22 protein-coding genes are annotated in these 21950 nt (G+C 38.4%); 15 read left to right on the forward strand and 7 right to left on the reverse strand.

Going from position 1 to position 21950, the window contains the following annotated elements:
• Positions 1-339 precede the first annotated feature (339 nt).
• Positions 340-933: a TIGR00730 family Rossman fold protein gene (locus tag ASG14_RS18095; protein WP_056872490.1), complete on the forward strand. Its 594-nt coding sequence runs from the start codon at positions 340-342 to the stop codon at positions 931-933.
• Between the two features lie 58 nt (positions 934-991).
• Complete coding sequence (locus ASG14_RS18100) at positions 992-1456, forward strand: MaoC family dehydratase (protein WP_056872491.1); 465 nt, start codon at positions 992-994, stop codon at positions 1454-1456.
• A gap of 21 nt (positions 1457-1477) precedes the next feature.
• Here the strand turns inward: ASG14_RS18100 and ASG14_RS18105 are convergent, their stop codons facing one another.
• The gene (locus ASG14_RS18105) at positions 1478-1921 is read right to left on the reverse strand and encodes a DUF2721 domain-containing protein (RefSeq protein ID WP_056872492.1); all 444 of its coding nucleotides are present in this window, start codon (positions 1919-1921) and stop codon (positions 1478-1480) included.
• A gap of 332 nt (positions 1922-2253) precedes the next feature.
• On the opposite strand from ASG14_RS18105, the gene ASG14_RS18110 reads away from it, so the two are divergent.
• The 7 genes from ASG14_RS18110 to ASG14_RS18140 all read left to right on the forward strand — a co-directional run bounded on the left by ASG14_RS18110 (position 2254) and on the right by ASG14_RS18140 (position 9915).
• Positions 2254-3882 carry an acyl-CoA carboxylase subunit beta gene (locus ASG14_RS18110; RefSeq protein WP_056872493.1) on the forward strand — a complete coding sequence of 543 codons (1629 nt, stop codon included), beginning with the start codon at positions 2254-2256 and terminating at the stop codon, positions 3880-3882.
• 103 nt (positions 3883-3985) lie between these two features.
• Positions 3986-4450 carry a hypothetical protein gene (locus ASG14_RS18115; RefSeq protein ID WP_056872494.1) on the forward strand — a complete coding sequence of 155 codons (465 nt, stop codon included), beginning with the start codon at positions 3986-3988 and terminating at the stop codon, positions 4448-4450.
• Positions 4431-5606, forward strand: a complete 1176-nt coding sequence (locus ASG14_RS18120; protein WP_056872610.1) for a dipeptidase — start codon at positions 4431-4433, stop codon at positions 5604-5606. The genes ASG14_RS18115 and ASG14_RS18120 overlap by 20 nt, the downstream gene beginning before the upstream one ends.
• 160 nt (positions 5607-5766) lie before the next feature.
• On the forward strand, positions 5767-6723 hold the full coding sequence (gene trxB / locus ASG14_RS18125) for a thioredoxin-disulfide reductase (protein WP_056872495.1): 957 nt from the start codon (positions 5767-5769) through the stop codon (positions 6721-6723).
• A 179-nt stretch (positions 6724-6902) separates the two neighbouring features.
• The gene (locus tag ASG14_RS18130; protein ID WP_056872496.1) at positions 6903-8813 is read left to right on the forward strand and encodes a beta-N-acetylhexosaminidase; all 1911 of its coding nucleotides are present in this window, start codon (positions 6903-6905) and stop codon (positions 8811-8813) included.
• A 60-nt stretch (positions 8814-8873) separates the two neighbouring features.
• Complete coding sequence (locus tag ASG14_RS18135) at positions 8874-9473, forward strand: hypothetical protein (RefSeq protein ID WP_056872497.1); 600 nt, start codon at positions 8874-8876, stop codon at positions 9471-9473.
• Positions 9474-9543: 70 nt separating this feature from the next.
• Positions 9544-9915 carry a diacylglycerol kinase family protein gene (locus ASG14_RS18140; protein ID WP_056872498.1) on the forward strand — a complete coding sequence of 124 codons (372 nt, stop codon included), beginning with the start codon at positions 9544-9546 and terminating at the stop codon, positions 9913-9915.
• On the opposite strand, the gene ASG14_RS18145 is transcribed toward ASG14_RS18140, so the two are convergent.
• The 3 genes from ASG14_RS18145 to ASG14_RS18155 are packed head-to-tail and all read right to left on the reverse strand — an operon-like array spanning position 9907 to position 11580.
• Positions 9907-10464: a DUF922 domain-containing protein gene (locus tag ASG14_RS18145; RefSeq protein ID WP_056872499.1), complete on the reverse strand. Its 558-nt coding sequence runs from the start codon at positions 10462-10464 to the stop codon at positions 9907-9909. The two genes, ASG14_RS18140 and ASG14_RS18145, sit on opposite strands and share 9 nt — an antisense overlap.
• Positions 10465-10496: 32 nt before the next feature.
• Positions 10497-11096 (reverse strand): hypothetical protein, encoded by a 600-nt coding sequence (locus ASG14_RS18150; RefSeq protein WP_056872500.1) that lies wholly within the window; start codon positions 11094-11096, stop codon positions 10497-10499.
• Complete coding sequence (locus tag ASG14_RS18155; protein ID WP_056872501.1) at positions 11083-11580, reverse strand: RNA polymerase sigma factor; 498 nt, start codon at positions 11578-11580, stop codon at positions 11083-11085. Before ASG14_RS18155 ends, ASG14_RS18150 begins: the two co-directional genes overlap by 14 nt.
• Positions 11581-11742: 162 nt before the next feature.
• Between ASG14_RS18155 and ASG14_RS18160 the strand changes: the two genes are divergently transcribed.
• The 4 genes from ASG14_RS18160 to ASG14_RS18175 all read left to right on the forward strand — a co-directional run bounded on the left by ASG14_RS18160 (position 11743) and on the right by ASG14_RS18175 (position 15716).
• Entirely contained in the window at positions 11743-13119 is a 1377-nt protein-coding gene (locus ASG14_RS18160; protein WP_056872502.1) for a dicarboxylate/amino acid:cation symporter, read from the forward strand.
• Positions 13120-13265: 146 nt separating this feature from the next.
• Positions 13266-13766: a hypothetical protein gene (locus ASG14_RS18165; RefSeq protein ID WP_056872503.1), complete on the forward strand. Its 501-nt coding sequence runs from the start codon at positions 13266-13268 to the stop codon at positions 13764-13766.
• Between the two features lie 113 nt (positions 13767-13879).
• A complete protein-coding gene (locus tag ASG14_RS18170) occupies positions 13880-14242 on the forward strand; it encodes a BlaI/MecI/CopY family transcriptional regulator (RefSeq protein WP_056872504.1) in 363 nt (120 codons plus the stop codon).
• Positions 14243-14246: 4 nt separating this feature from the next.
• On the forward strand, positions 14247-15716 hold the full coding sequence (locus ASG14_RS18175; protein WP_056872505.1) for a M56 family metallopeptidase: 1470 nt from the start codon (positions 14247-14249) through the stop codon (positions 15714-15716).
• Positions 15717-15841: 125 nt separating this feature from the next.
• Here ASG14_RS18175 and ASG14_RS18180 read toward each other — a convergent pair whose 3' ends face one another.
• Both ASG14_RS18180 and ASG14_RS18185 read right to left on the reverse strand, forming a co-directional pair.
• Positions 15842-18508, reverse strand: coding sequence for a TonB-dependent receptor (locus tag ASG14_RS18180; protein WP_056872506.1), 2667 nt, complete (start codon positions 18506-18508; stop codon positions 15842-15844).
• The gene (locus tag ASG14_RS18185) at positions 18505-19464 is read right to left on the reverse strand and encodes a GLPGLI family protein (protein WP_056872507.1); all 960 of its coding nucleotides are present in this window, start codon (positions 19462-19464) and stop codon (positions 18505-18507) included. The genes ASG14_RS18180 and ASG14_RS18185 overlap by 4 nt, the downstream gene beginning before the upstream one ends.
• A 407-nt stretch (positions 19465-19871) precedes the next feature.
• Between ASG14_RS18185 and rplU the strand changes: the two genes are divergently transcribed.
• Together rplU and rpmA are read left to right on the forward strand one after the other, a co-directional pair.
• On the forward strand, positions 19872-20183 hold the full coding sequence (rplU, locus tag ASG14_RS18190) for a 50S ribosomal protein L21 (protein ID WP_056090270.1): 312 nt from the start codon (positions 19872-19874) through the stop codon (positions 20181-20183).
• Between the two features lie 52 nt (positions 20184-20235).
• On the forward strand, positions 20236-20649 hold the full coding sequence (gene rpmA / locus ASG14_RS20085) for a 50S ribosomal protein L27 (RefSeq protein ID WP_082491691.1): 414 nt from the start codon (positions 20236-20238) through the stop codon (positions 20647-20649).
• A gap of 325 nt (positions 20650-20974) precedes the next feature.
• On the opposite strand, the gene ASG14_RS18200 is transcribed toward rpmA, so the two are convergent.
• A complete protein-coding gene (locus tag ASG14_RS18200) occupies positions 20975-21949 on the reverse strand; it encodes a polyprenyl synthetase family protein (protein WP_056872508.1) in 975 nt (324 codons plus the stop codon).
• Position 21950 lies beyond the last annotated feature (1 nt).

Genomic DNA, 21950 nt, shown 5'->3' on the forward strand with positions numbered 1-21950 from the left:
AACCGGTGATTCGGCTCTGCTCAGTGTTTTGTTTTTAAGCTATTTCGTAAAGCATTCCGACAGCAAATCAATGTAGCTGGCAACAAAAAAGGATTTCACTTCCATCAGGTCTATAATCGGAAGTCAGTAATTCTTTTGCCAGCTAAATGGTAAAGCCTTTTAGTTTCAAAATTGTTAATTGCTAAAGCGAACCATAACGTTAACGTCACTTAAACTGTAAAAATAAACTATCGTTAACGCAATTGAGACATTTAAAATCTGAAACATTTTAGGCCTTGTGCAGAATTAAAATTTACAGAAAGCCGATAAAGTCTTAACTTCGGTAAATTTTTAATCTAAATGAATAAGCTTAAATCTGTTTGCGTGTACTGTGGCTCTAATTTTAATGGCGACTTACAATTGCGCAAGGCGATAAAAGAACTGGCAGAAACACTTGTAAAACAAGAAATAAAATTGGTTTATGGCGGTGGAAGTGTTGGCGTAATGGGTGTTTTGGCGAATGATGTTTTAGAACTTGGCGGCTCGGTAACTGGCGTTATTCCTCAGTTTCTGGTGGATAAAGAAGTAGGGCATAAGGGCATTTCAGAAATGATTGTAACCGAAAACATGCATCAACGCAAACAAAAAATGGCCGATTTAAGCGATGGTTTTGTTATACTTCCCGGTGGGTTTGGTACACTCGAAGAATTTTTCGAAGTGCTTACCTGGCTGCAATTGGGTTTACATAATAAGCCCATCGGAGTATTAAATGTTAACGGTTTCTACGATCCGCTCTTCGCCCAAATGGAAATCATGGTAAACAACAGATTTTTAAAACCTGCGAACCGCGATTTGGTTTTTAATGAAGCCGATGCCGTAACTTTAATTAATAAAATGGATAATTTCTCGGCTACTCCAGACGAAGTTTGGTTTAAAGAGCGTAATCTAACCTGATGAAAATCTTAATAGCCGGTTAACAACAATCAATTTAGCAATATAACATTCATAAAAAATGCAAATTATTTCTTCTCACGCAGAATTTGAACAACATTTAGGTAAAGAACTTGGTGTATCTTCCTGGCACACCATTACACAAGAGCAAATAAATAAATTTGCCGATGCCACTTTAGACTATCAATGGATTCATACCGATGAGGATAGGGCAAAAAATGAAGGGCCGTTTGGTTCAACCATTGCTCATGGCTATTTAACGCTATCGCTGATTCCTTATTTATGGAAAGAGATCGTTGATATCCAGAATCTTAAAATGGAAATCAATTATGGCATTGATACCCTAAAGTTTGCACAGCCCGTAACGGTAAATAGTAGAATCAGACTGAAAGCAAAACTGGCATCCATTGTAAATTTACGTGGTGTTACTAAAGTACATATGGGTATTGAAATGGAGATTGAGGAACAAAAAAAGCCAGCATTCACCGGCGAAGTCGTTTTTCTATATCATTTTATTACAGCTTAAATACTATCGCCCGTTCGTTAATTATTCTTTTCTGAACTTTTTCTTGATGAAACCGCCAATCGATTCATCTTCCAAATCTTCAAGAGTGCTCAGCTCAAGTTCAAGCGCTTTTGTGCTAATTTGAATTTCAATTAAAGAGATAATCAGCGAAATCATGAAAAATATCAGGCTTAAGGCGAAGAGGATTTCCGCCACTACGTTCCATTCCAGGTAAATAAAAAACATGCAGAATAAACAAAGGCAAAAACTTAAAACGCCGAAAGCCTGCATGTTTTTTATAAGTCTTAACCTGTAGCGCAAGTTTTTAATTTGATTTTGCAGGCCAACGTTTTTCTCGCCTTCTTCATACTTTGCTTTTAAGCTCCTCACCAAAGCAGCAAGTGCTAAAAACCTATTGGTGTAGGCCAGCATTATCAAACTAATTGCCGGGAATAGTAATGCGGGGATATTAACGGTAAGTTCCATTCGTTGCGATTTATCCAAAAATATTATTTTAATCGGATATCTTTTTTGTTAATCGCAAAGTGGGTAAAATTCTTTGCGTACAATTTATGAGTAGATAACTGAGCTGATATTCGCTAACCATACGCTCAATGAGTTTTCATTGAAGATGCACTTAGGTAAATAGCTTAACCTTATTGTTGCCGGGCACCGGTGTCTGTTATCCTTTTGTTTTAGTTAGACCGGTTTCTTGAATTTTGTGATTTTTTCTGTTTCGCTTTGCGCCAAATGCAACGTTAGACCAGAAACCATTTCAGTCTTCTTAGTTTTTATGAAATTAAATTTAAATTGCCTCCATGAATATTGAATTCAACAAAAACGAAGATGTGAACAAGCAGCTGGTTTACGAGCTAAAAACCAAGCTTAAAAAAATCTACGCTGGCGGAGGTGAAAAAAACGCCGCTAAGCAGAAGGAAAAGGGTAAGCTGTTAGCTCGTGAGCGCATCGCTTACCTTATTGATGATGGTTCTGACTTTCTTGAGGTTGGCGCTTTCACAGCCGACGGAATGTACGCTGAACAAGGGGGCTGCCCATCTGCAGGCGTGGTTTGTGGTATTGGATATGTGAGTGGACGGCAGTGTGTTATCGTTGCAAATGATGCCACTGTAAAGGCAGGCGCATGGTTCCCGATGACGGCCAAGAAAAATCTTCGGGCGCAGGAAATTGCTATGGAAAACCGGTTGCCAGTAATTTACCTCGTTGATAGTGCAGGCGTTTATTTGCAAATGCAGGATGAAATTTTTCCGGACAAGGAGCATTTTGGCCGGATGTTTAGAAATAATGCAATGATGTCTTCGGATGGGATTGTTCAAATTTCGGCCATTATGGGTGCTTGTGTTGCGGGCGGGGCATATCTGCCTATAATGAGCGACGAAGCCATGATTGTAGATAAAACAGGCTCGGTATTTTTAGCAGGTTCTTATCTGGTAAAATCGGCGATAGGCGAGGAGGTTGACAACGAAACGCTGGGCGGTGCAACCACACATTGTGAAATTTCTGGTGTAACTGATTATAAACATCCCAATGATGAGGCCTGTCTGGATAGCATCAGGAACATAATGAGCATGCTGGGCGCACCTCAAAATGCAGGTTTTGACAGAATTAAACCATCGAAACCAAAAGAAAAGGAAGAGGAGTTGTATGGTATTATTCCCGAAAACAGAGACAAACAATATGAGATCATGGATATCATCAACCGTTTGGTTGATAATTCTGAATTCGAGGAATATAAACAAGGTTACGGGCAAAGCATTGTTTGCGGTTTAGGCCGTATTGATGGCTGGGCAGTCGGTATTGTAGCCAATCAACGAAAGGTAGTCAAATCGAAAAAAGGCGAAATGCAGTTTGGCGGGGTAATCTATTCTGATAGTGCAGATAAAGCAACTCGTTTTATCATGAACTGCAATCAAAAGAAAATTCCTTTGGTATTTTTACAAGATGTAACAGGTTTCATGGTTGGTAGCCGCTCAGAGCATGGCGGAATTATCAAAGATGGTGCTAAAATGGTAAATGCCGTCGCCAATTCAGTGGTTCCTAAGTTTACGATTGTAATTGGCAATTCTTATGGCGCAGGCAATTATGCCATGTGTGGAAAAGCGTACGACCCACGGTTAATTTATGTTTGGCCAACAGCCAAAATTGCTGTAATGGGCGGTTCACAAGCTGCAAAAACACTGTTACAGATTCAGGAAGCTTCACTCAAAGCTAAAGGCGAAGTTATTACACCAGAAAAGGAAGCTGAAATGCTAAAAGAAATCACAGATAAATACGATAGTCAGACCACGCCTTATTACGCCGCCTCGCGACTTTGGGTGGATGGAATTATCGACCCGCTCGAAACTCGAAAAGTAATTTCAATGGGTATTGAGGCCGCAAATCAATCGCCAATAACTAAGCGCTTTAATGTCGGGATAATTCAAACTTAATGGATTACGAAAGTTTTTAATCATACTTTATGCCTTTGGTTTCATCCTGCTATTTTTGTAATTTGCAGACAAGACGCCGTTTATAGCTTCAAGTTTATAGAATATGAAATATTTAGTGCTTAGCATAATCATAGCTTTTGCTTTTTCTGCATCTGCACAAAAGAAAATTTACCTCGATCAGCGTAATTTTGTCACCGATTCTTCATCGGCAAAAACATATGCTATAATTTTTCCCAAGGTTGCCGATGATAGCCTTTATAGGGTGAAGCAGTATAGTTTGTCTGGGCAAATTATTGTTGATGGAACTTTCCGCGATGAGGCATTAACAATTGCAAATGGATTCTTTAAGAATTATAAAGTGCTAAGTGATAAATTTTCTGAGTATCAGGCGCTCGATGGTGATGGTTCGACTAAAGTGACCAGACCACGGCCAAAATCATATTTAACGGAGCAGGGGCATATCGTTAATAATAAAAAGGAGGGCGCCTGGCGTGTTTTTTTTCTCGATGGTACCCTAAAACGAATTGAAAATTACAAAAACGGAATTCTTGAAAAAGCTTCAAAGTAGTTTATTAAGCCTCGCTTTCTTCATCATTTTATCGGTCCATGTAAAAGCCCAAATGGTGAGTAAAATCCATCAGGATGCCATTGTAGTTGATACACATGGCGATATTCTCTTTAACCAGATTAAATCGGGAATTGATATTGGAAAACTGCAGCCGAAAGGAAATTTTGATTTGGTAAGAGCTAAGCAAGGAGGGTTGGATGTTCAGTTTTTCTCGATTTGGTGTGATGAAAAAGGAGGTTATGCTGTTGCGAAACAGGAAATTGATTCGCTTTATAGTCTAATCAAACGGTATCCAAACCGTATCGGGCTAGCAAGAACAGCAACAGAATTGCAGAGTACTGTTAAAGAGCAGAAATTAGCGGCAATGATTGGCGTTGAAGGTGGCCATATGATAGAAAACCGCTTGGATTATATCGATAGCCTGGCAAAACGCGGAATGGCTTATCTTACCTTAACATGGAACAACAGCACTTCTTGGGCCAGCTCTGCGGCCGAAGAAACGTCGGGCAAAGTGAAGTCCGAAAAGGCTGGGTTAAACGCATTCGGAAGGCAGGTTGTTAGGCGATTAAATAAACTCGGCGTAATGGTCGATTTATCGCACGTTGGAGAAAAGACGTTTTACGATGCCATAGCAGCGAGTTCAAAACCGGTAATTGTTTCTCATAGTTGTGCTTACAGTTTAAACCCCGTTCCCAGAAACCTGAAGGATGAACAAATTAAAACGGTTGGTAAAAATGGCGGCGTTGTTTGCGTAAATTTCTATAGCGGATTTTTAGATTCAACCTTCAGCAACAAGCAAAAGGTATTTTTTGCAAAATATGATGATGAGTTGAAGAAGCTTTCTTCAAAATACGGCCGTAGCAATGCCATTGATACGCTAATAGCAAATCATCAGGCAGATGCCGACGCCACAAGGCCGCCAGTTTCCTTGCTGGTTGAACACATTGACCACATTGTTAAGTTAATTGGTGTAGATCATGTTGGCTTGGGTGCAGATTTTGATGGTGCAGAATCGTTTCCTTTGGGAATCAACAGCGTGGCTGATTACCCGAAAATCACTTCCGAATTATTGCGGAAGGGATATACTGCGGTGGACATAAAGAAAATTATGGGCGCTAACGTGGTGCGGCTCATCAAAGAGAATAAAGGAAATTGAGGGCCGGTTCTAGGCTTTTTGGTCTCGATAGCTACTGCAATATACTATCCTGATAAAATTGAATGTTAATAAGTAAACTATGTTGACAATGCAGACTTGTTAACAATTACTTAAAGCATTAAATTTGTACCTTATTAAAGAATTTCAAACACCTAAAATAATGTCACAAGAAAACGAACACGTTCAGTGTTTAATTATAGGTTCTGGTCCGGCGGGTTATACGGCGGCCATTTATGCAGCTAGAGCGGATTTAAAGCCAGTTATGTATACCGGAATGCAGGCCGGTGGCCAGTTAACGCAAACCACGGATGTAGAGAATTTTCCGGGTTATCCGCAGGGAATAATGGGACCGGAGATGATGGAAGATTTTCGCAAGCAAGCAGAGCGTTTTGGAACGGATATCCGTTTTGGTTACGTAAGTTCGGTAGATTTCTCGTCGGCCCCGCATAAAGTTGTTATAGATGAAATTAAAACAATAACTGCCGATTCTGTTATCATTGCAACGGGTGCAACCGCAAAGTGGCTGGGTTTACCAAGCGAGCAACAATATAATGGCTTCGGGGTTTCGGCCTGTGCCGTGTGTGACGGTTTTTTCTTTAAGGGACAGGATGTTGCAATTGTTGGCGCTGGCGATACCGCTGCAGAAGAAGCAACTTACCTTGCGAAACTGTGTAAAACTGTTCATTTATTGGTTCGTAGAGATGAGTTTAGGGCATCTAAAGCAATGGTAAGCCGTGTTTTAGCAACACCAAATATCATTGTTCACTACAATACAGAGACGCAGGAGATTTTAGGAAACGGAAAAAATGTAACTGCTGTAAAAGTTCTTGATAACAAAACGAATATCACTTCGGAAATTCCTGTTGAAGGATTTTTCGTGGCCATTGGCCACAAACCAAATACGGATATTTTCAAAGGTCAGTTGGAAATGGATGAAACTGGTTATTTGTTGACTAAACCTGGCTCTACCTTAACAAACATTGAGGGCGTTTTTGCCTGTGGCGATGTGCAGGATATGTACTACCGTCAGGCGGTAACGGCCGCGGGCTCGGGTTGTATGGCAGCGCTGGATGCTGAAAGGTATTTGGCCGCAAAGGAACATCCGGTAGAAGCATAAATTATAAAAAATAGCTTTAAAGTCTCTCTGATTAATTTCTGAGAGATTTTTTTTAGCCTTAATTTTTAAAAATCAAACGTTTGTTGTAGATTGTAACAAAAAAGTGAGCAAGAGGTTCTTAAGGTAATCTTTATCTTAGGTCGATTTAAACAAATATTTATTCTAATTTCAAACCAAATATGAACAAAGCATTATCGATTTTTATTGGCGTATTAATCAGCACAAATGTCTTTGCCCAGTCTGATCCCAATCTGGGAATCATACCGGCCCCAGTTTCAGTAACCAGGGCAAATGGCAACTTTACACTCGACAAAACAACCGTTTTAATCAATCAAAGTATCGATGGCGCAAAATCTGCAGATTTGTTGAATGCTTTTATTGTAACCAAATCGGGATTTGCACTAAGAGAAACAAAAACTGCTCAGCCAAATCAAAAAAGCATCGTGCTAACATCTGTTGGTGCCGATAAATTACCCGCCGAAGGTTATACCATTAAGGTTACACCCACTCAGATGATTCTTACAGGTAGGGGCGCTGGATTATTTTATGCGGTGCAGTCTGCAATGCAAATGATTCCTGACAAAGTTGGAGATAAGATAAATATTCCTGCGGTTGATATTAGTGACTATCCTCGTTTCGCGTATCGCGGAACAATGCTCGACGTTTGCAGACATTTTTTTCCAATCTCGTTCATAAAAAAATACATCGACCAGCTAGCCTATTACAAAATAAATACCTTTCACTGGCATTTATCTGATGACCAGGGTTGGCGACTGGAGATTAAAAAATATCCTAAGTTAACAACTATTGGTTCGAGCAGAAATGGTTCTATCATTGGCAACTATCCTGGTAATGGAAATTATTTAACCGAGGTTAAGGGCTTTTATACACAAGATGAAGCTAAGGAAATTGTTAAGTACGCGGCAGAACGCTACATTACTGTGATACCAGAAATCGAATTGCCCGGACATGCATCGGCAGCGATAGCCGCCTATCCTGAACTGAGTTGTTTCCCGAATAGAGATACTTTTGTAAGCGACAAAACGCCTTGGGCGGGCTCCAGAAAAGGTAAACAAGTACAACAAACCTGGGGTGTTTTCGACGACATTTTTGTTCCCTCAGAAAATACTTTTACATTTCTTAATAATGTGTTAGATGAAGTTATTGCTATTTTTCCTTCTAAATATATTCATATCGGGGGAGATGAAGCGCCAAAAACTTATTGGAAAGAATCGCCTTTTTGCCAGGCTTTGATGAAAGAAAAGGGCTTAAAAGATGAACACGAGTTGCAAAGCTATTTCATACAAACCATAGAAAAACATGTAAATGGAAAAGGCCGTTCGATTATTGGTTGGGATGAAATTTTGGAGGGCGGCTTGGCACCAAATGCAACGGTAATGAGCTGGCGTGGAGAAGATGGCGGTATCGCTGCGGCTCAGCAAAATCATGATGTGATTATGACCCCGGGGTCAATGGGTTTGTATATCGACCATAAGCAATCAAATTCGCCTGATGAGCCTGTAACGATTGGTGGCTATGCTCCATATCAGAAAATATATGGCTACGACCCTGTTCCGAAGGTTTTGACCGCAGATCAGCGCAAATATATCAAAGGAGTACAAGCCAATTTGTGGACAGAATACATTAAAACGCCTGCGAAAGCTGAAAACCATGCATTCCCGCGTTTGTTGGCGCTCTCAGAAATTGCATGGTCGCCTGTTGAGCGTAAAGACTTAAAGAATTTTTCTGAGGAGCGGTTACCCAACCACTTAGCTCGATTAGATAAAATGAACATTAATTATTGGATTCCAACGCCGATTGGACAAAGTGAGCAACCACTTTTGGGTGGCGATTTTACTATCGACTTAAAAGTACCTGTGAAAGGTGGTAAAATTTATTACTCTTTAGACGGTTCCCGTCCATCTGAAAATGCATTTTTATATACAACGCCGGTGAAGGTAACTGTGCCGCAGGGCGAAAAACGTATTATGAAAACGATTGTTTTCGCACCGAGCGGCAGACGAAGTGTAATGACTGAGACTGTTTTGAATAACGGGGCACCGGAAGTGAAGGCAGAAGCGAAAAAATAAATACTTTGTTTAAAAAACTAAAATCATTAATTTGGGATTACAAAATTGTCCCAAGAACAAATGAAAATAAATAAGTTTGAAACGCAGCATCTTTTGTTAATAGCAGGGATGCTGCTTTTTTTTGCCTGTAATGAAGAAAAGCCGCAAGAGATTAAGGTAGAAAACGCCCGGATTGAAAAGAATCCGTTTCACTTTTACAAAGATGTTGAAGTAAAACCAGGATTGAATTTTGAAATTGTAAGCTGGGGAAAAGGGGTAGATTCGGTTGGCGGTTATCAAATATTAATGTCCGATTCTGTGAAGAGAAGCTATAAATCGCTTGCGGTTGAGCGTAATGGCATTGTAAACGATGCCTGGAACATGGATTTGGACAATGATGGAAATCCAGAGATTTATGTTCAGTTGTTGACTAAAAAGAATTCGCTCGACCTGAATGTTTTCGAGTATGCCGGAGGTGGATTCAACAAAATCAGCTTTCCATCACTTAATTGGGCTCAAAGAAAGTCTTATTCGGGTAATGATAAGTTTTTTATCAAAAACGGTGATTTGTTTCGTTCATTTCCTGTAAAAGATAAAACAGACTCCACAAAAATAATAAGCGAGGTTTACCAATATAAACTGAGAGGCAGCAATTTTAGCGCAAGTCAGGTAACGCCTTAGTTAAGCCGGCCAGCTCATTTTTTGTTTTACTAAGTATTTAACTAATTCGCTATCAAGGCTTGAAACTCGGATGAAAGACAATAGAAAATTTTCGGTGATTGATAGAATTAGAAGTTTTAAATACGCTTTTAACGGGTTGAAACTGTTTTTTTTGAATGATCATAATGGCAGGGTTCATTTGCTTGCTGCAATTCTCGCCATAACTTTGTCTGCCTGTTTGAACCTTTCTATTTTTGAATGGATTGCTATTTTAATCGTTATAGCTGCGGTTTTAATTGCCGAAATGATAAACGCTGCGATAGAAAAACTTTCCGATGTGGTGCATCCGGAGATAAGTCCTAAAATTAAAATTATAAAAGATTTAGCTGCGGGTGCTGTTTTGGTAGCAGCGTTTCTTGCGGTAGCAGTCGGCGCCCTGATTTTTATTCCTAAACTATTCTGAGTTTCTGGCCGCTCTTGATTCTTCCATTTTGTCACTTATAATTTTATCCCACCTTTGTTGCATTTTGTGGTTGCTGCCATGTTCGGTTTCTTCGTCGTAGTTTTTTTGCATGGTGTCGAAGTAATTGCTTATCTCATTAGCCAACTGCGAAATTTGTGCTTTATAATTTTTTACCGAATAACTTCTGTTTTTTAAAACCCTATCTGCCTCTAAATATAAAATGTATTGAATGTCTACATGGCCTTGCTCGTGATGTAGCAGATTTTGCCTCGATTCTTCTGTCTTCACCTTATCGAGTTTAACCCACGAGCGAGTTTTATCAATACTAATTTCATTTTGCAATTTTATTTCAACCCGGTTTCTATAAACTGTAGAGGCATAACTATATTTCCAAGTCATTGCTGTAAGCGCATAAAATGGCGAATTGTTATCAGGTTTACCCTTAAAATGAATATTCCAATCCAACTGCTCGGGTTGGTCTGAATCTTGCTTTAGCGGGGCAATAATCGGATAGATTGATAATAAAATAACTACTAGCAGGTTTTTCATAGACAAAAGTTCACGAAAAAACCGTGCCTAAATTATTCAGTTATCGAGAATTGACTGCTAATCCGTTCAAATTTTTCAATGAGTAGTGCAATACGCTCTTTTTCTCTCCTGATTACTGCTTTTCGCAAAACTGTAGAACAAAAAATTATCCACATTGCTGTTAAACCGATTGCGATGAGTTTTTGACTGGTGCTGAAATATGCAAGAATCTCTACAAAATAAAAAATCAATCCTAAAGATAAAGCGATTGCGTAGAACCAATAAAGAGAGTTGTAAAGTTTATATCTATTTAGCTGATAGGTTTTTAGGTTGTTCAGGTACTCATTCGGATGCACCGTGTAGTCGCTCTTGGAAATCAGGCGATGATCCCGATACAGAATCAAGGTGTAAACGCCAATTGCAATCAAGGTAATGCTAATTCCAACGTGAGTTGTCCACGACTCGAAATGGTAAAACATCCAAATAGCCGCTATTGCTAAAAAAGATGCAAGCATACCCATAATGTTCAAAGCCGATTTTAGCTTTAAACCGTTAACTTCTTTCTTGGCTTGTTGTAACATTTCATCAGCAGAAACTTTTACTTCTACCTCGTGCTTTTGCCACAACTCCTGTATTTGATCAAACGCTTGCATACTGGTTATATAGTTCTGTTAATTTTTGTTTAATGCGATGAATTTTTACCCTCAAATTTCCCTCGCTAATGCCAGAGATATCTGCAATTTCATGATATGGTAATTCATCTAAAACCATAGTAATAATCAAACGGTCATTTTCCTCAAGCTTGGATATACAAGTGTATAATAAAGCGACCTGCTCGTTTTTTTCAGAAAACTCTTCAATTTTGTTTTCAATAATGTTTTCAGTCAGTTCATCTTTTGCCTGCCGTTTTTCAGAGCGTAGGTAGGTTAAACAAGTGTTAACCGCAATTCGGTAAATCCAGGTAGATATCAATGATTTATTTCTGAATTTATCCAGGTTTTGCCACACTTTTAGGAATGTTTCCTGCAAAAGGTCGTTTGCTGCATCGGTGTCGCCTGTATAACCGTAACACAAATGGAATATTTTTTTGGAATTCGAATCGAAGATTTGCTTAAATAACTTGTCTTTTTGTTCCATTGAGTGGGTTATAATTACGTTTTAGATGATGCAGGATATTTTTTGTTACAGGAAAATATAAAAATACACATATTCTCCTTGTGCCGAACCGATCAAAAATTTGTTGTCAGCGCTAAATATCGTAGTTTTACCAAATTAATAAAGCCACAAACTTAATTATTCATGAAGAAAAACAAACTCACGCTGTTTATTTTTATTGCCCTCATTGCAGGTATTGCTTTAGGCTACATTTTGAATGTAAATTCCATCGATGTTTACAATCAGAATATCCTAACAGCAGATGCAAAAGTGAAAAGTATTGAAGTAAGCATTGCGAAAACTACTGATACAACTACAGCTGTTTTTACGCAGCTAAAGGCCGATAAAAAAGCAAATTCGAAGATTAAGCGTGAAAATGAGGAAATAAGAGAGAAAAAGCTTGAGTATTTCACCTTACTAAGTGACATTTTTCTGCGTCTGATAAAAATGATTGTTGCGCCTTTAGTGTTCACAACATTGGTAGTTGGTGTTGCTAAAGTTGGTGATATTAAAGCCGTTGGACGCATTGGCGGTAAAACTTTAGGTTGGTTTTTAGCCATGTCGTTAATGTCACTTGTTTTGGGCTTAATTTTGGTCAATCTTTTCGAGCCGGGAAAACACATGAAACTAACATTGCCGGACCAGCTGGTAAATACAGGAATTCAAAAAACGGCGATGAGTGTTAAAGATTTTATTGCCCATGTTTTTCCGAAGAGCATAGCCGAATCTATGGCTACGAATGAAATCCTTCAAATCGTTGTTTTTTCATTATTCTTTGGTGTAGCAACCGCTGCAATCGGCGATTTGGGTCAGGTTGTAATTAAAGCTTTCGATGCAATTGCACATGTTATTCTTAAAATGACGGGCTATGTTATGAATTTTGCACCGCTTGCAGTTTTCGGCGCCATGACGGCAATCGTTGCTAAACAAGGTCTAAATGTGCTGAATACCTACGCAATATTTATCGGTGAATTTTATCTTGGTTTAGCCATTCTCTGGGCAATCTTGATTTTCTTAGGTTTTTTAATTTTAAAGAAACGTGTTTTTAGGTTGGTTAACGATATGAAAGAACCGGCCATTTTAGCGTTCAGTACAGCAAGTAGTGAAGCAGCATACCCGAAAACCATGATGCTTTTAGAACGTTTTGGTTGTAAAGATAAGATAGTAAGTTTCGTTTTACCATTGGGTTATTCTTTCAACCTTGATGGCTCGATGATGTACATGACCTTTGCCTCGTTATTTATCGCTCAGGCATATGGCATTCACCTGGGTTTTGAACAGCAAATATCTATGCTTCTAATTCTGATGTTGACCAGTAAAGGCATTGCAGGCGTACCGAGAGCATCGCTGGTTGTAATTGCAGGAACAATTGCAAGTTTTAATATTCCTGAAGCAGGTTTAGCGTTATTAATTGGTATCGACCCGCTGTTGGATATGGGCCGGTCTGCAACTAATGTTGTGGGTAATAGTATTGCAACTGCCGTAGTTAGTAAATGGGAAGGCGAACTAAAAGAAGGCTAGTACTAAAATCAAATCGATTTATTTTTGATTTTAAGATGTCATGATAATCAATAAAAATTTTAAGCTTTGCACTGTTTTTAAATGCTGACGAGAAAATTCCTTGAGAGCGTTTAATAAATCAAAATCGAATCATTTATAATTTTATAATGTCTACCAGAGGAAAGAAGATATTTTTGGCTTTAACCATCATCGTGCCGATGATAATTTACTGTTATATTTACTATAAGCCTATTATTCAGAATGCGCCATTCCGAAAAAATGACTTTGTATCAATGACTTACAAATGGGGAATAAAAGATACCCTGGAAAATCAGTACGATTCTAAAACCGGCGCATATCAGTATTTAAACAGTCAGGATTCTACGATTAAAAAAACCATTTTCTTAAATAACGACGATATCCTTTATATGCATGGCAAAGCAAATGAAATCGGGCTATGGAATTTTCCGGATACAATAGGCAAGAAAAGTGCAAAATCTATAACGGTGCCACGATACGATATGCTTTTCAAATACAAAGAGAAATCTAAGCATGTTGTAATTTATGGGGATTTTGATGGTAACCCGAAACTTTTAGATGCCGCAATGCAAATGAGGAAAGTTATTGAAGAAACTATAAACCAGGCCGAGAAGCGAAGCGGAAAATAAAATTTCTTTTTTATGAATTTCTAAGGGCTTTAATAAATTGTTATCATCAACATTTTATTAAAGCCTTTTTTCTGTTAAAGGCATTTCGTATATTTACGAGATATTCGTAATAAATGGAGAAGTTAACTTTACAGGAAGAAGAGGCAATGCTTGCCGTTTGGCAGATAAAAAAAGGCTTTATCAAAGATTTTATGGAAGTGCTGCCAGAGCCGAAGCCACCTTACACCACGCTAGCTTCAACCGTTAAAAACCTCGAACGTAAAGGTTATCTTATTAGCGAGCGTTTTGCGAATGCAAATCGCTATAGTGCAAAAGTTAAGGAGGCCGATTACAAAAAGCGTTTTATGAGTGGTTTTGTAGATAACTATTTCAAAAGTTCTTACAAGGAACTGGTTGCTTTTTTTGCGAAGGATAAAAAAATTAGTGCTGCAGAATTAAAGGAAATAATAAACCTGATAGAAAACCCTGAAAAGTAATGTTATGCCTTTTTTCTTCGTAATTCTTTTCAAAATAAATTTAATTCTGGTGGTTTTTGCCGTGGCTTATTATTTGGTTTTGCGTAGGTTAACCTTTTATTTACTGAACCGTGTTTTTCTCCTTTTTGGTATTTTGTTTTCTACGATTTATCCTTTCATTAACTTAACTCGTTTTGCAAATCGATTCCAGGCGGCTCCGGCCTATTTACCTCAACTAAATCAGCGCATTAGCCAATTGGCCGAGCACAATTCTGCTGAGCCTCTCTGGCAGTTTATTGCCGTTGTATTTTATTTAGGTGTAATCTTTATGGCATTGAGGTTAACGATTCAGTTTGTTTCGCTTCGCCGTGTACACAAAAACTCAAAGCCTGGCCGGGTCGATAATTTCAAAGTACGTATATTGAATGACAAAGTGAGTCCATTTTCTTTTTGGCAAACTATTTATGTAAATCCGACCCTTCACAAAGAAGAAGATTTAAAAAATATCCTTGAGCATGAAAGTGTCCATGTGGAAGAGTGGCATACCCTTGATATTATACTTGCGGAGATGAGCCTTGTTTTCTACTGGTTTAATCCAGGTGTTTGGCTGATAAAAAAGGCCGTTCGCGAAAATATTGAGTTTATTACCGATTCGAAAATTTTAAAGAAGGGTGTAGATAAAAAGGCCTATCAATATAGTTTGCTTGATGTGGGCAGTTTGCAGCCATCAGTGGCAATTGTAAACAATTTTAACTCGTCTGACCTTAAAAAGCGAATTAAAATGATGAATGCGAGGCGTTCATCAAACTTAAATTTAACCAGATATGCTTTTGTGTTACCAATTCTGTTAATGATAACACTTGCTTTTACCATCAATAAAAAGGAAAGAGCGAAGGGTTTAAAGTCGACCATTGGAATTATTACAGCCCCACAAGAAACTGAAATAAAAAATATATCACCGAAGGTAAATCTCACGAGAACAGCCAGCAGGGCAAATTTATCGGCGGGTAAAGTTCATTCAATTAGGCGTTTAACCATCATCAATTCTGATAGCGTAGCGCAGGCAGATTCCTTGCCTCGCATTTTTACAGTCGTGTTAAAAGAAGGGACGGGGAAAGGTTCTACAGCTGCAGAAGGCAGAAAAAGGGTTTTCGTAAGCAGTTTCACTTTTAAAGATACGGCAAGTAGTCAGCCGAAAACTAAGCTTAGGAATATTGAAATCAGAATGCGCAATGAAAATTCCGGTACTTATTCGTTTTCAGCTGTTGATAATGCGACCGCTGTGGTAAATAATCCTTTAACCGGGAAAGTAGCTTCCGATTCTTCGGCAATACCAAAAAAAGTAAAACATTTTTTCTTTACGCATTCAGCCACTTACACCATAGATGGCAATAAAGTTGCTCCTGCGGATTTAAGTAAATTAGCCACTGAACAAATCAAAAATATTGTCGTAAAGCAAAACGGAATGATAGATATCAGTACAAAACAAAAATAAATAAAGGCAGTATCATACATTAACCTGATCTCAATTTCCTATCTCTCATTCTATGTAAACCTATCAGCGGCTTTGTTGTACCCTTCGACGGGCAGACTGGGTTTATCCCGATACATACGCTTCAATTAAAAATTAAATCTTGCCCTCAGCATTGCTACCCTTCCCGGGATGGAATAACTTCCTTTTGTAAGTGAATTCGCAGATAGGGTTACTGCATCGAAAGTTTTAATATTCGCGAGATTAGTTATTCCAAACTCCAAATCTGTTTTAAGTTTTAGTAATTTGTATTTAATGTTGGCATCGGCAAAGAGATAACTCAAATTTGGCTGTGTGTTCTGGTGCGTAAACAAATGTTCGGCAGAAAGATTTATGTACACATTTTTAACCGTTGTAAATGACAGGGTAGACTGTTGTCTCAACTGCTGAAAATTTGTTGTTACAGCTTTTTCAATTTCGACCGTATTATTATTTGTCGAATAAACGGCGCTGTAAGAGAAGCGTATAAAATTGTTTAATTTTGCATCGATACCTCCTGTATAAGTCACCATTTGCGTTTTAATGGGCAATAAATTGTTGTTTTGCAATTGGCTATACTTGCTTTGTACAAAGCTTAGTCCGAGGTTAACTGTACTTTTTAATGCAAATAAATATTTGCTTGCATTTGCATTGAATGAAAAACTTTTAACGTGGTTTGACAAGGGCAACACAATTCGCTGCTGAATGTTATTGCTGAGCGTATATGCCGAAATTGTATTTAATTCGGCATCATTATAACTGGTATTAACATTAATGAAAAGCATTTGCATTGCTTTTCTAAAATTAAAGCCGGCGCCAATATTATGCGTTTTTCGCTCAGGAATTGGCGCATCGTTTGCAAAAAGCGACCGGTAGTTCCGCAAGATGGATCCCCGGTATACATCCTCTATGCCACCCAAGTCATTTTTAAAAGAATAGTTTGCCGAGATGTAATTTTCTGTGCTGGTTTGGTATTTAAAGTTTAATGATGGGTTGATGAAAAACCTGGACAAGCTGTTATTCAGACTATTCCCAGTATCATCATAATTTATCAGGTTGTAACTTAATGGGATTGAAAGGTTAATTTTTACTTTTTCTCCGGTAAAGTCATAGCTGCCTTCCGAATAAATCCTGGTTTTAAGCCATTTTAAATCATTTACCGCATTTTGTGAAACCAACTCATTTGCTCCATTGGCTTGGATTTTATATAGCTGGGAATTTAAATATTGGTCTTGAATATTAAACCCTGCACGATAGGTTTGCATAAAATTACCTCTAGTCAGAACATACGAAACGTAGTTGTTTGTATAGGAGGTTGGTATTCTGATAAATTGATTTAAGCCTGCATAAGTTTGGCCAGCATTTAAAACATCGGCATTTAACCCCGGCGTAATGTTTAAATGCTCTGGTTGCGTTGAGCGGTTTAAATAAGAGTAAAAGTTTAATACATCCTCCGATTTTAATTTTTTTCGATAATTAAATTCGTTTGAGACCTCAAAGGTTTTTCTGTTGAGTGTCTGATATGCCGGTAAATCATTGATTATAATTTCTGAATTTGTTTTAAAAGGGATGTAATCCAACACGAAATTATTATTCAGAAAATACTCGTTAGCATTCCCGTTTAAATTCAACTGCGCCCTCAATTTCTGTGGATTTATACCGTTATTCTGGACTTCGCTATACCTTACCGTTTTTTCAGGTAGATAGGTCTCTGAAAATTTGCTGTACTGTTGCGTTCTCTCATCATACAAATAAGAAAGATTGGCTCTGAGCTGCAGGTCCTCGTTGAACTTATACAGATTATTCAAATTGATTAAACCAGCTTTGTTAAACAGGTACCGGCTTTGCGGTAAAGAAGGAACGCCTGCAGCTCCTGTAGAAAGTAAACCAGATGGCTTGTCGTTATCTAACCTTTTAAGGTAATCAGAAAAATTGTGTGACGTCAGGTCAATTCCGGGGTCGATACCGATATTATTTGCTTTAACGTTGTTGATGAATTTCAGTTTCTTATTGAATAACATAGCGGTTAAATTTTCATCAAAACGGTCGGGTGTCCCTCCACCAGCGGTTGCATCGCCCATCACCTTAAGTTTAGCTTCGTCTTTCAGCACCAAATTCAGGGCCACATCGTCGCTGGTGTTATTTTTACGCATCATTTTAATCGGCTGGTCATTCTGGATTACCTGCACTTTATCAACAGCACCCTGAGGGATACTCTTGGTGCCAATATTGTATTTATCATCAAGCAGGTTATCTCCATCAACATATAAATTCGAAATCGCCTTTCCGTTATAGCTCACTTTTCCATCTTCAGCAACTTGAATGCCGGGCATTTTCTTCAAAACATCTCCTATGCTTCTATCTTGTTTGTCGGCAAAATCAGACGGCTTATAGTTGAGTGTATCACCATTTGAGGTTAGCTTTGGCCGGTTTTTAACGGTAACCGTTTCAAGGTTTATTTCACCATGTTCAAGCACTAAATCATAGCTTTTATTTACATCTGCTATCTTTACTGCCGTTTTCTTATAGCCAATGCTGGTGGCTTCGATACTATAATTAAGAACATCCTCATTTTTGAGGCTTATCGCGAAATCGCCTTTTGGATCTGAGCGGTTATAGTTAACGATATTGCCTTGCAAATCTTTCAGCGTAACATTTACTGACGAAATTCCTTTTCCTGAACTGTCTTTAACCTTGCCCCTGAGCTGTTTCTGTGCGAGTGCAGTGCCCCAACTTATCAATGTGAAAACTAAGATGAATGCGAATGGCTTGCTCATTTTCTTTCAGGAAGTTCTATAGGGTTGTTGATAACCGGCTTCGAGATTGAATTTGAGCCAGCTGGCCTGGAAGCAGTCGAACTTTTAAATGAACCTTGTATGCCATTTGCAGCCATTTGTGCTTGCATAAAGCCTTGCGGATCTTTATCCCTTGCCTCTTTTAATCTATCTAATTCTTTTTTAGTTGTTTTTATGGCGTCTGCCGGGAGTTTAATTTCTGGCCCAAGGTATGGGTTCCCTGTGTCTAGCCCAACAATTTTAACGGTGCCAACACTACCATTTGGCATCAATAATTTGGAATCATCATTTTCTGCCTCTTTAGCAGTTTCTTCTTTAACATTTTCTAAACCTGCGAATTCAAATTTCACTTCTTTCCTTTCATCGTAGGCTTCTACAATTAGGCCCGGTAGTCCGTTAAGCTTCCATGGGCCGCTTTGGAAAGGAATTTCAGTTGCAAACCACGCTATCCAATTTCTTCCTTTAAAGTGTGTTGTCGCCTTTTGGCAGCGAATTCCCGAAAAACTTGTGGTGTCTTTCAGTATTTTCCAGTCTATTATTGGTGCTGCCTCTTCAATCAGGTAATTGTTAACTAAGCGTTCCTTAGTAACTAATTTGTGTTCTGCAGCGAAATAGAAATAGTCAGCTTGTGTTATTGGCCCTTTGCTTTCGCTTTTAATGTTTATGGTGAAATTACCGCTACCAGCCTGGTTTTTCATTTGCTCCTGCATTTGTTTTTGCAGGTTCATACTCTGGTTAATCTTATCATAACTTGTAAAAACCGATGCATTGTTGCCAGAAACCAATAACATGTTCTCTGTGCTGGGCTTGTCTTTTTGAGTCGTATCCTGTATGTGAGTTAAAGTGTAGCGAACCCTTGCCAAAGCTTTATCTGGCTTTTGCGCATAAACAGATATAGATAAAAGTGCTGTACAGCCGATGGTAATAATGTGTTTCATATAATTAAGTTATTTAATTTTCGTAAATCTACGAAATTCTCGTAATATAAAAACGCTTTAACATTTTTTAACTAAACCTTCTGCTTGCATTCTTTTTAAGTTTATATGAGTTTGCTAAACGACCGGAGCTGCCGTATCAAAAGGCATTTGTGTAAAAACCAGGAGGTGATGGTCGGTTCGCAATGCAAAGGGAAATGGTGTAAAGGGAGGGCAGGTTATGGGTGAGATTGCCAGCGCTGCGTTTCAACAAAGCAGCATGTTAAATGATTATGAAATGTTCGAATCCGGCATTCCAGGTTCGGCAGCGTTTTAGTGAAAATTATTTTCGATATGTGTTTGTGTGTTAATTGAATTTGTTCTATATTTGCACCTCGTTAAATAAAAATTAAAAAACTAATATTTAAACAATGTACGCAATAGTAAATATAGCAGGACAGCAATTTAAGGTTGCTAAAGACCAGCACCTTTTTGTACACAGATTACAAGGAGATGAAGGCGCTAGTATTGAATTTGATAACGTATTGTTGGTTGATAATGGTGGTGCAATTACTGTAGGTGCTCCTGCGGTTAAAGGTGCTAAAGTTTCAGCTACCATCGTATCTCATTTAAAAGGTGATAAAGTAATTATTTTCCACAAAAAACGTAGAAAAGGTTACAAAAAGAAAAATGGTCACCGCCAGTTTTTCACAAAGATTCAGATTTCTGACATCACGCTATAATTAATTGTTAACCCAATAATTCACTGTTAAGTGAATTAAAAAATATAAAATCATGGCACACAAAAAAGGAGCCGGTAGTTCGAAAAACGGACGTGAATCGCATAGTAAGCGTTTAGGTATTAAAATTTTCGGTGGGCAATTGGCTATCGCTGGAAACATCTTGGTACGTCAACGCGGTACAAAACACCACCCAGATAAAGGCGTTGGTATTGGTAAAGACCATACTTTGTTCGCTTTAGTTGATGGTACTGTTATCTTTAAAAAGAAACAAGACAACAAATCTTATGTATCTATTCTTCCTATTACAGAAGCTGAAATTGAAGCTGCGGTAGCAAAAGCTCCAAAAGCAAAGAAAGAAGTTGAAGCTAAAGAACTTGTTGAAGAAACACCAGTAAAAAAAGCACCTGCTAAAAAAGCAGTAGCTAAAAAAGAAGAAACTACTGAAGAAGCTGCACCAGCAGAATAATTAGTTTTAAATTCATATTAAAAAGCTTTCGGATTTTTTCCGGAAGCTTTTTTGCGTTATAGGATTTGTGTGCGTTTAGTTCGATGTTAAAATATCCCGCGTTGCTTTTCATTTTTTAAAATCAAGCAGCGGCTGATTAAGTTCGTATGTGGGCTCAGTCACCTGGCGAGCAGGAAAGTAGAAGTGGAAAAAGGCATCGCTAAGCTCCCAAAGTTCCAAATTCTTCAAACCATATTTCAGAAATCCAATTTAAGGGCAAAAAAGTGCTTTTTAGCAATGCGATTGCATAAGCATTATAAAAAATCAGGAACCTGCATTGCCCTTTTTAATATTGTCTCGCCATCAACTGGTTGGTTAAGTGTAGTAAATTGGCTTTAGCGTCGTCACTAACACTTATTCGCTCCATCAATGCAAGTGCCTTGTTCATGTAATTGTCCATGGTTTGTTTGGCAATGTTTTGGATATCCAATACATCGTAAACCTGCTTTATGGCCTCCACTTTTTCTTTCACATCAAACTGTTCGTAATCAGTCCAGGTTTTGAGCGAATGAAGATTTTCGGTTTCTGCCAACTCAAATGCTTTCAATAAAAGGAACGTTTTCTTATTAGCGATAATGTCTCCACCAACTTGTTTTCCAAATTTCTCAGGGTCGGCATATACATCTAAAATATCATCCTGAAGCTGAAAGGCAATGCCAATATTCTCGCCAAACTGGTAAATCAAATCTGCATCCCTTGCCGACGCCTGTGCAATAATGGCACCTAATTTCAGCGCACCTCCAAGCAATACTGCCGTCTTCAACCTTATCATGTTGATGTATTCTTCTATGGTTACATCATCACGGTCTTCGAATTCCATATCAAGCTGTTGCCCTTCGCAAACCCCCTGGGCGGTTGCGTTGAAGGTATCCAGCACATCTTTTAAATACAGTGGGTTTACTTTTGCAAGATTTTTATTGGCTTCAACCATCATCACGTCGCCACTTAAAATTGCTGTATTTGTGCTCCATTTTTCGTGCACTGTTGCTTTGCCTCTGCGTAAAGGGGCATTGTCCATAATATCATCATGAACGAGCGTGAAATTGTGAAATACCTCAATAGCCATTGCTGCATGCACAGCATCCTTTGGATCCTTGCCAAATAACTCTGTCGACATTAAAACCAGTAAAGGCCGGATTCTTTTGCCACCTAAATTTATGATGTAGGTAATTGGTTCGTAAAGCTGTTTTGGATTTTCAGGAAACGTTAAGTTGCCAATTGCCGTTTCTAAAATTTCTTGTAACTGTATCGTGCTATACATT

It is taken from the genome of Pedobacter sp. Leaf194 (genome assembly GCF_001423945.1).
Taxonomy (GTDB): Bacteria; Bacteroidota; Bacteroidia; order Sphingobacteriales; family Sphingobacteriaceae; genus Pedobacter.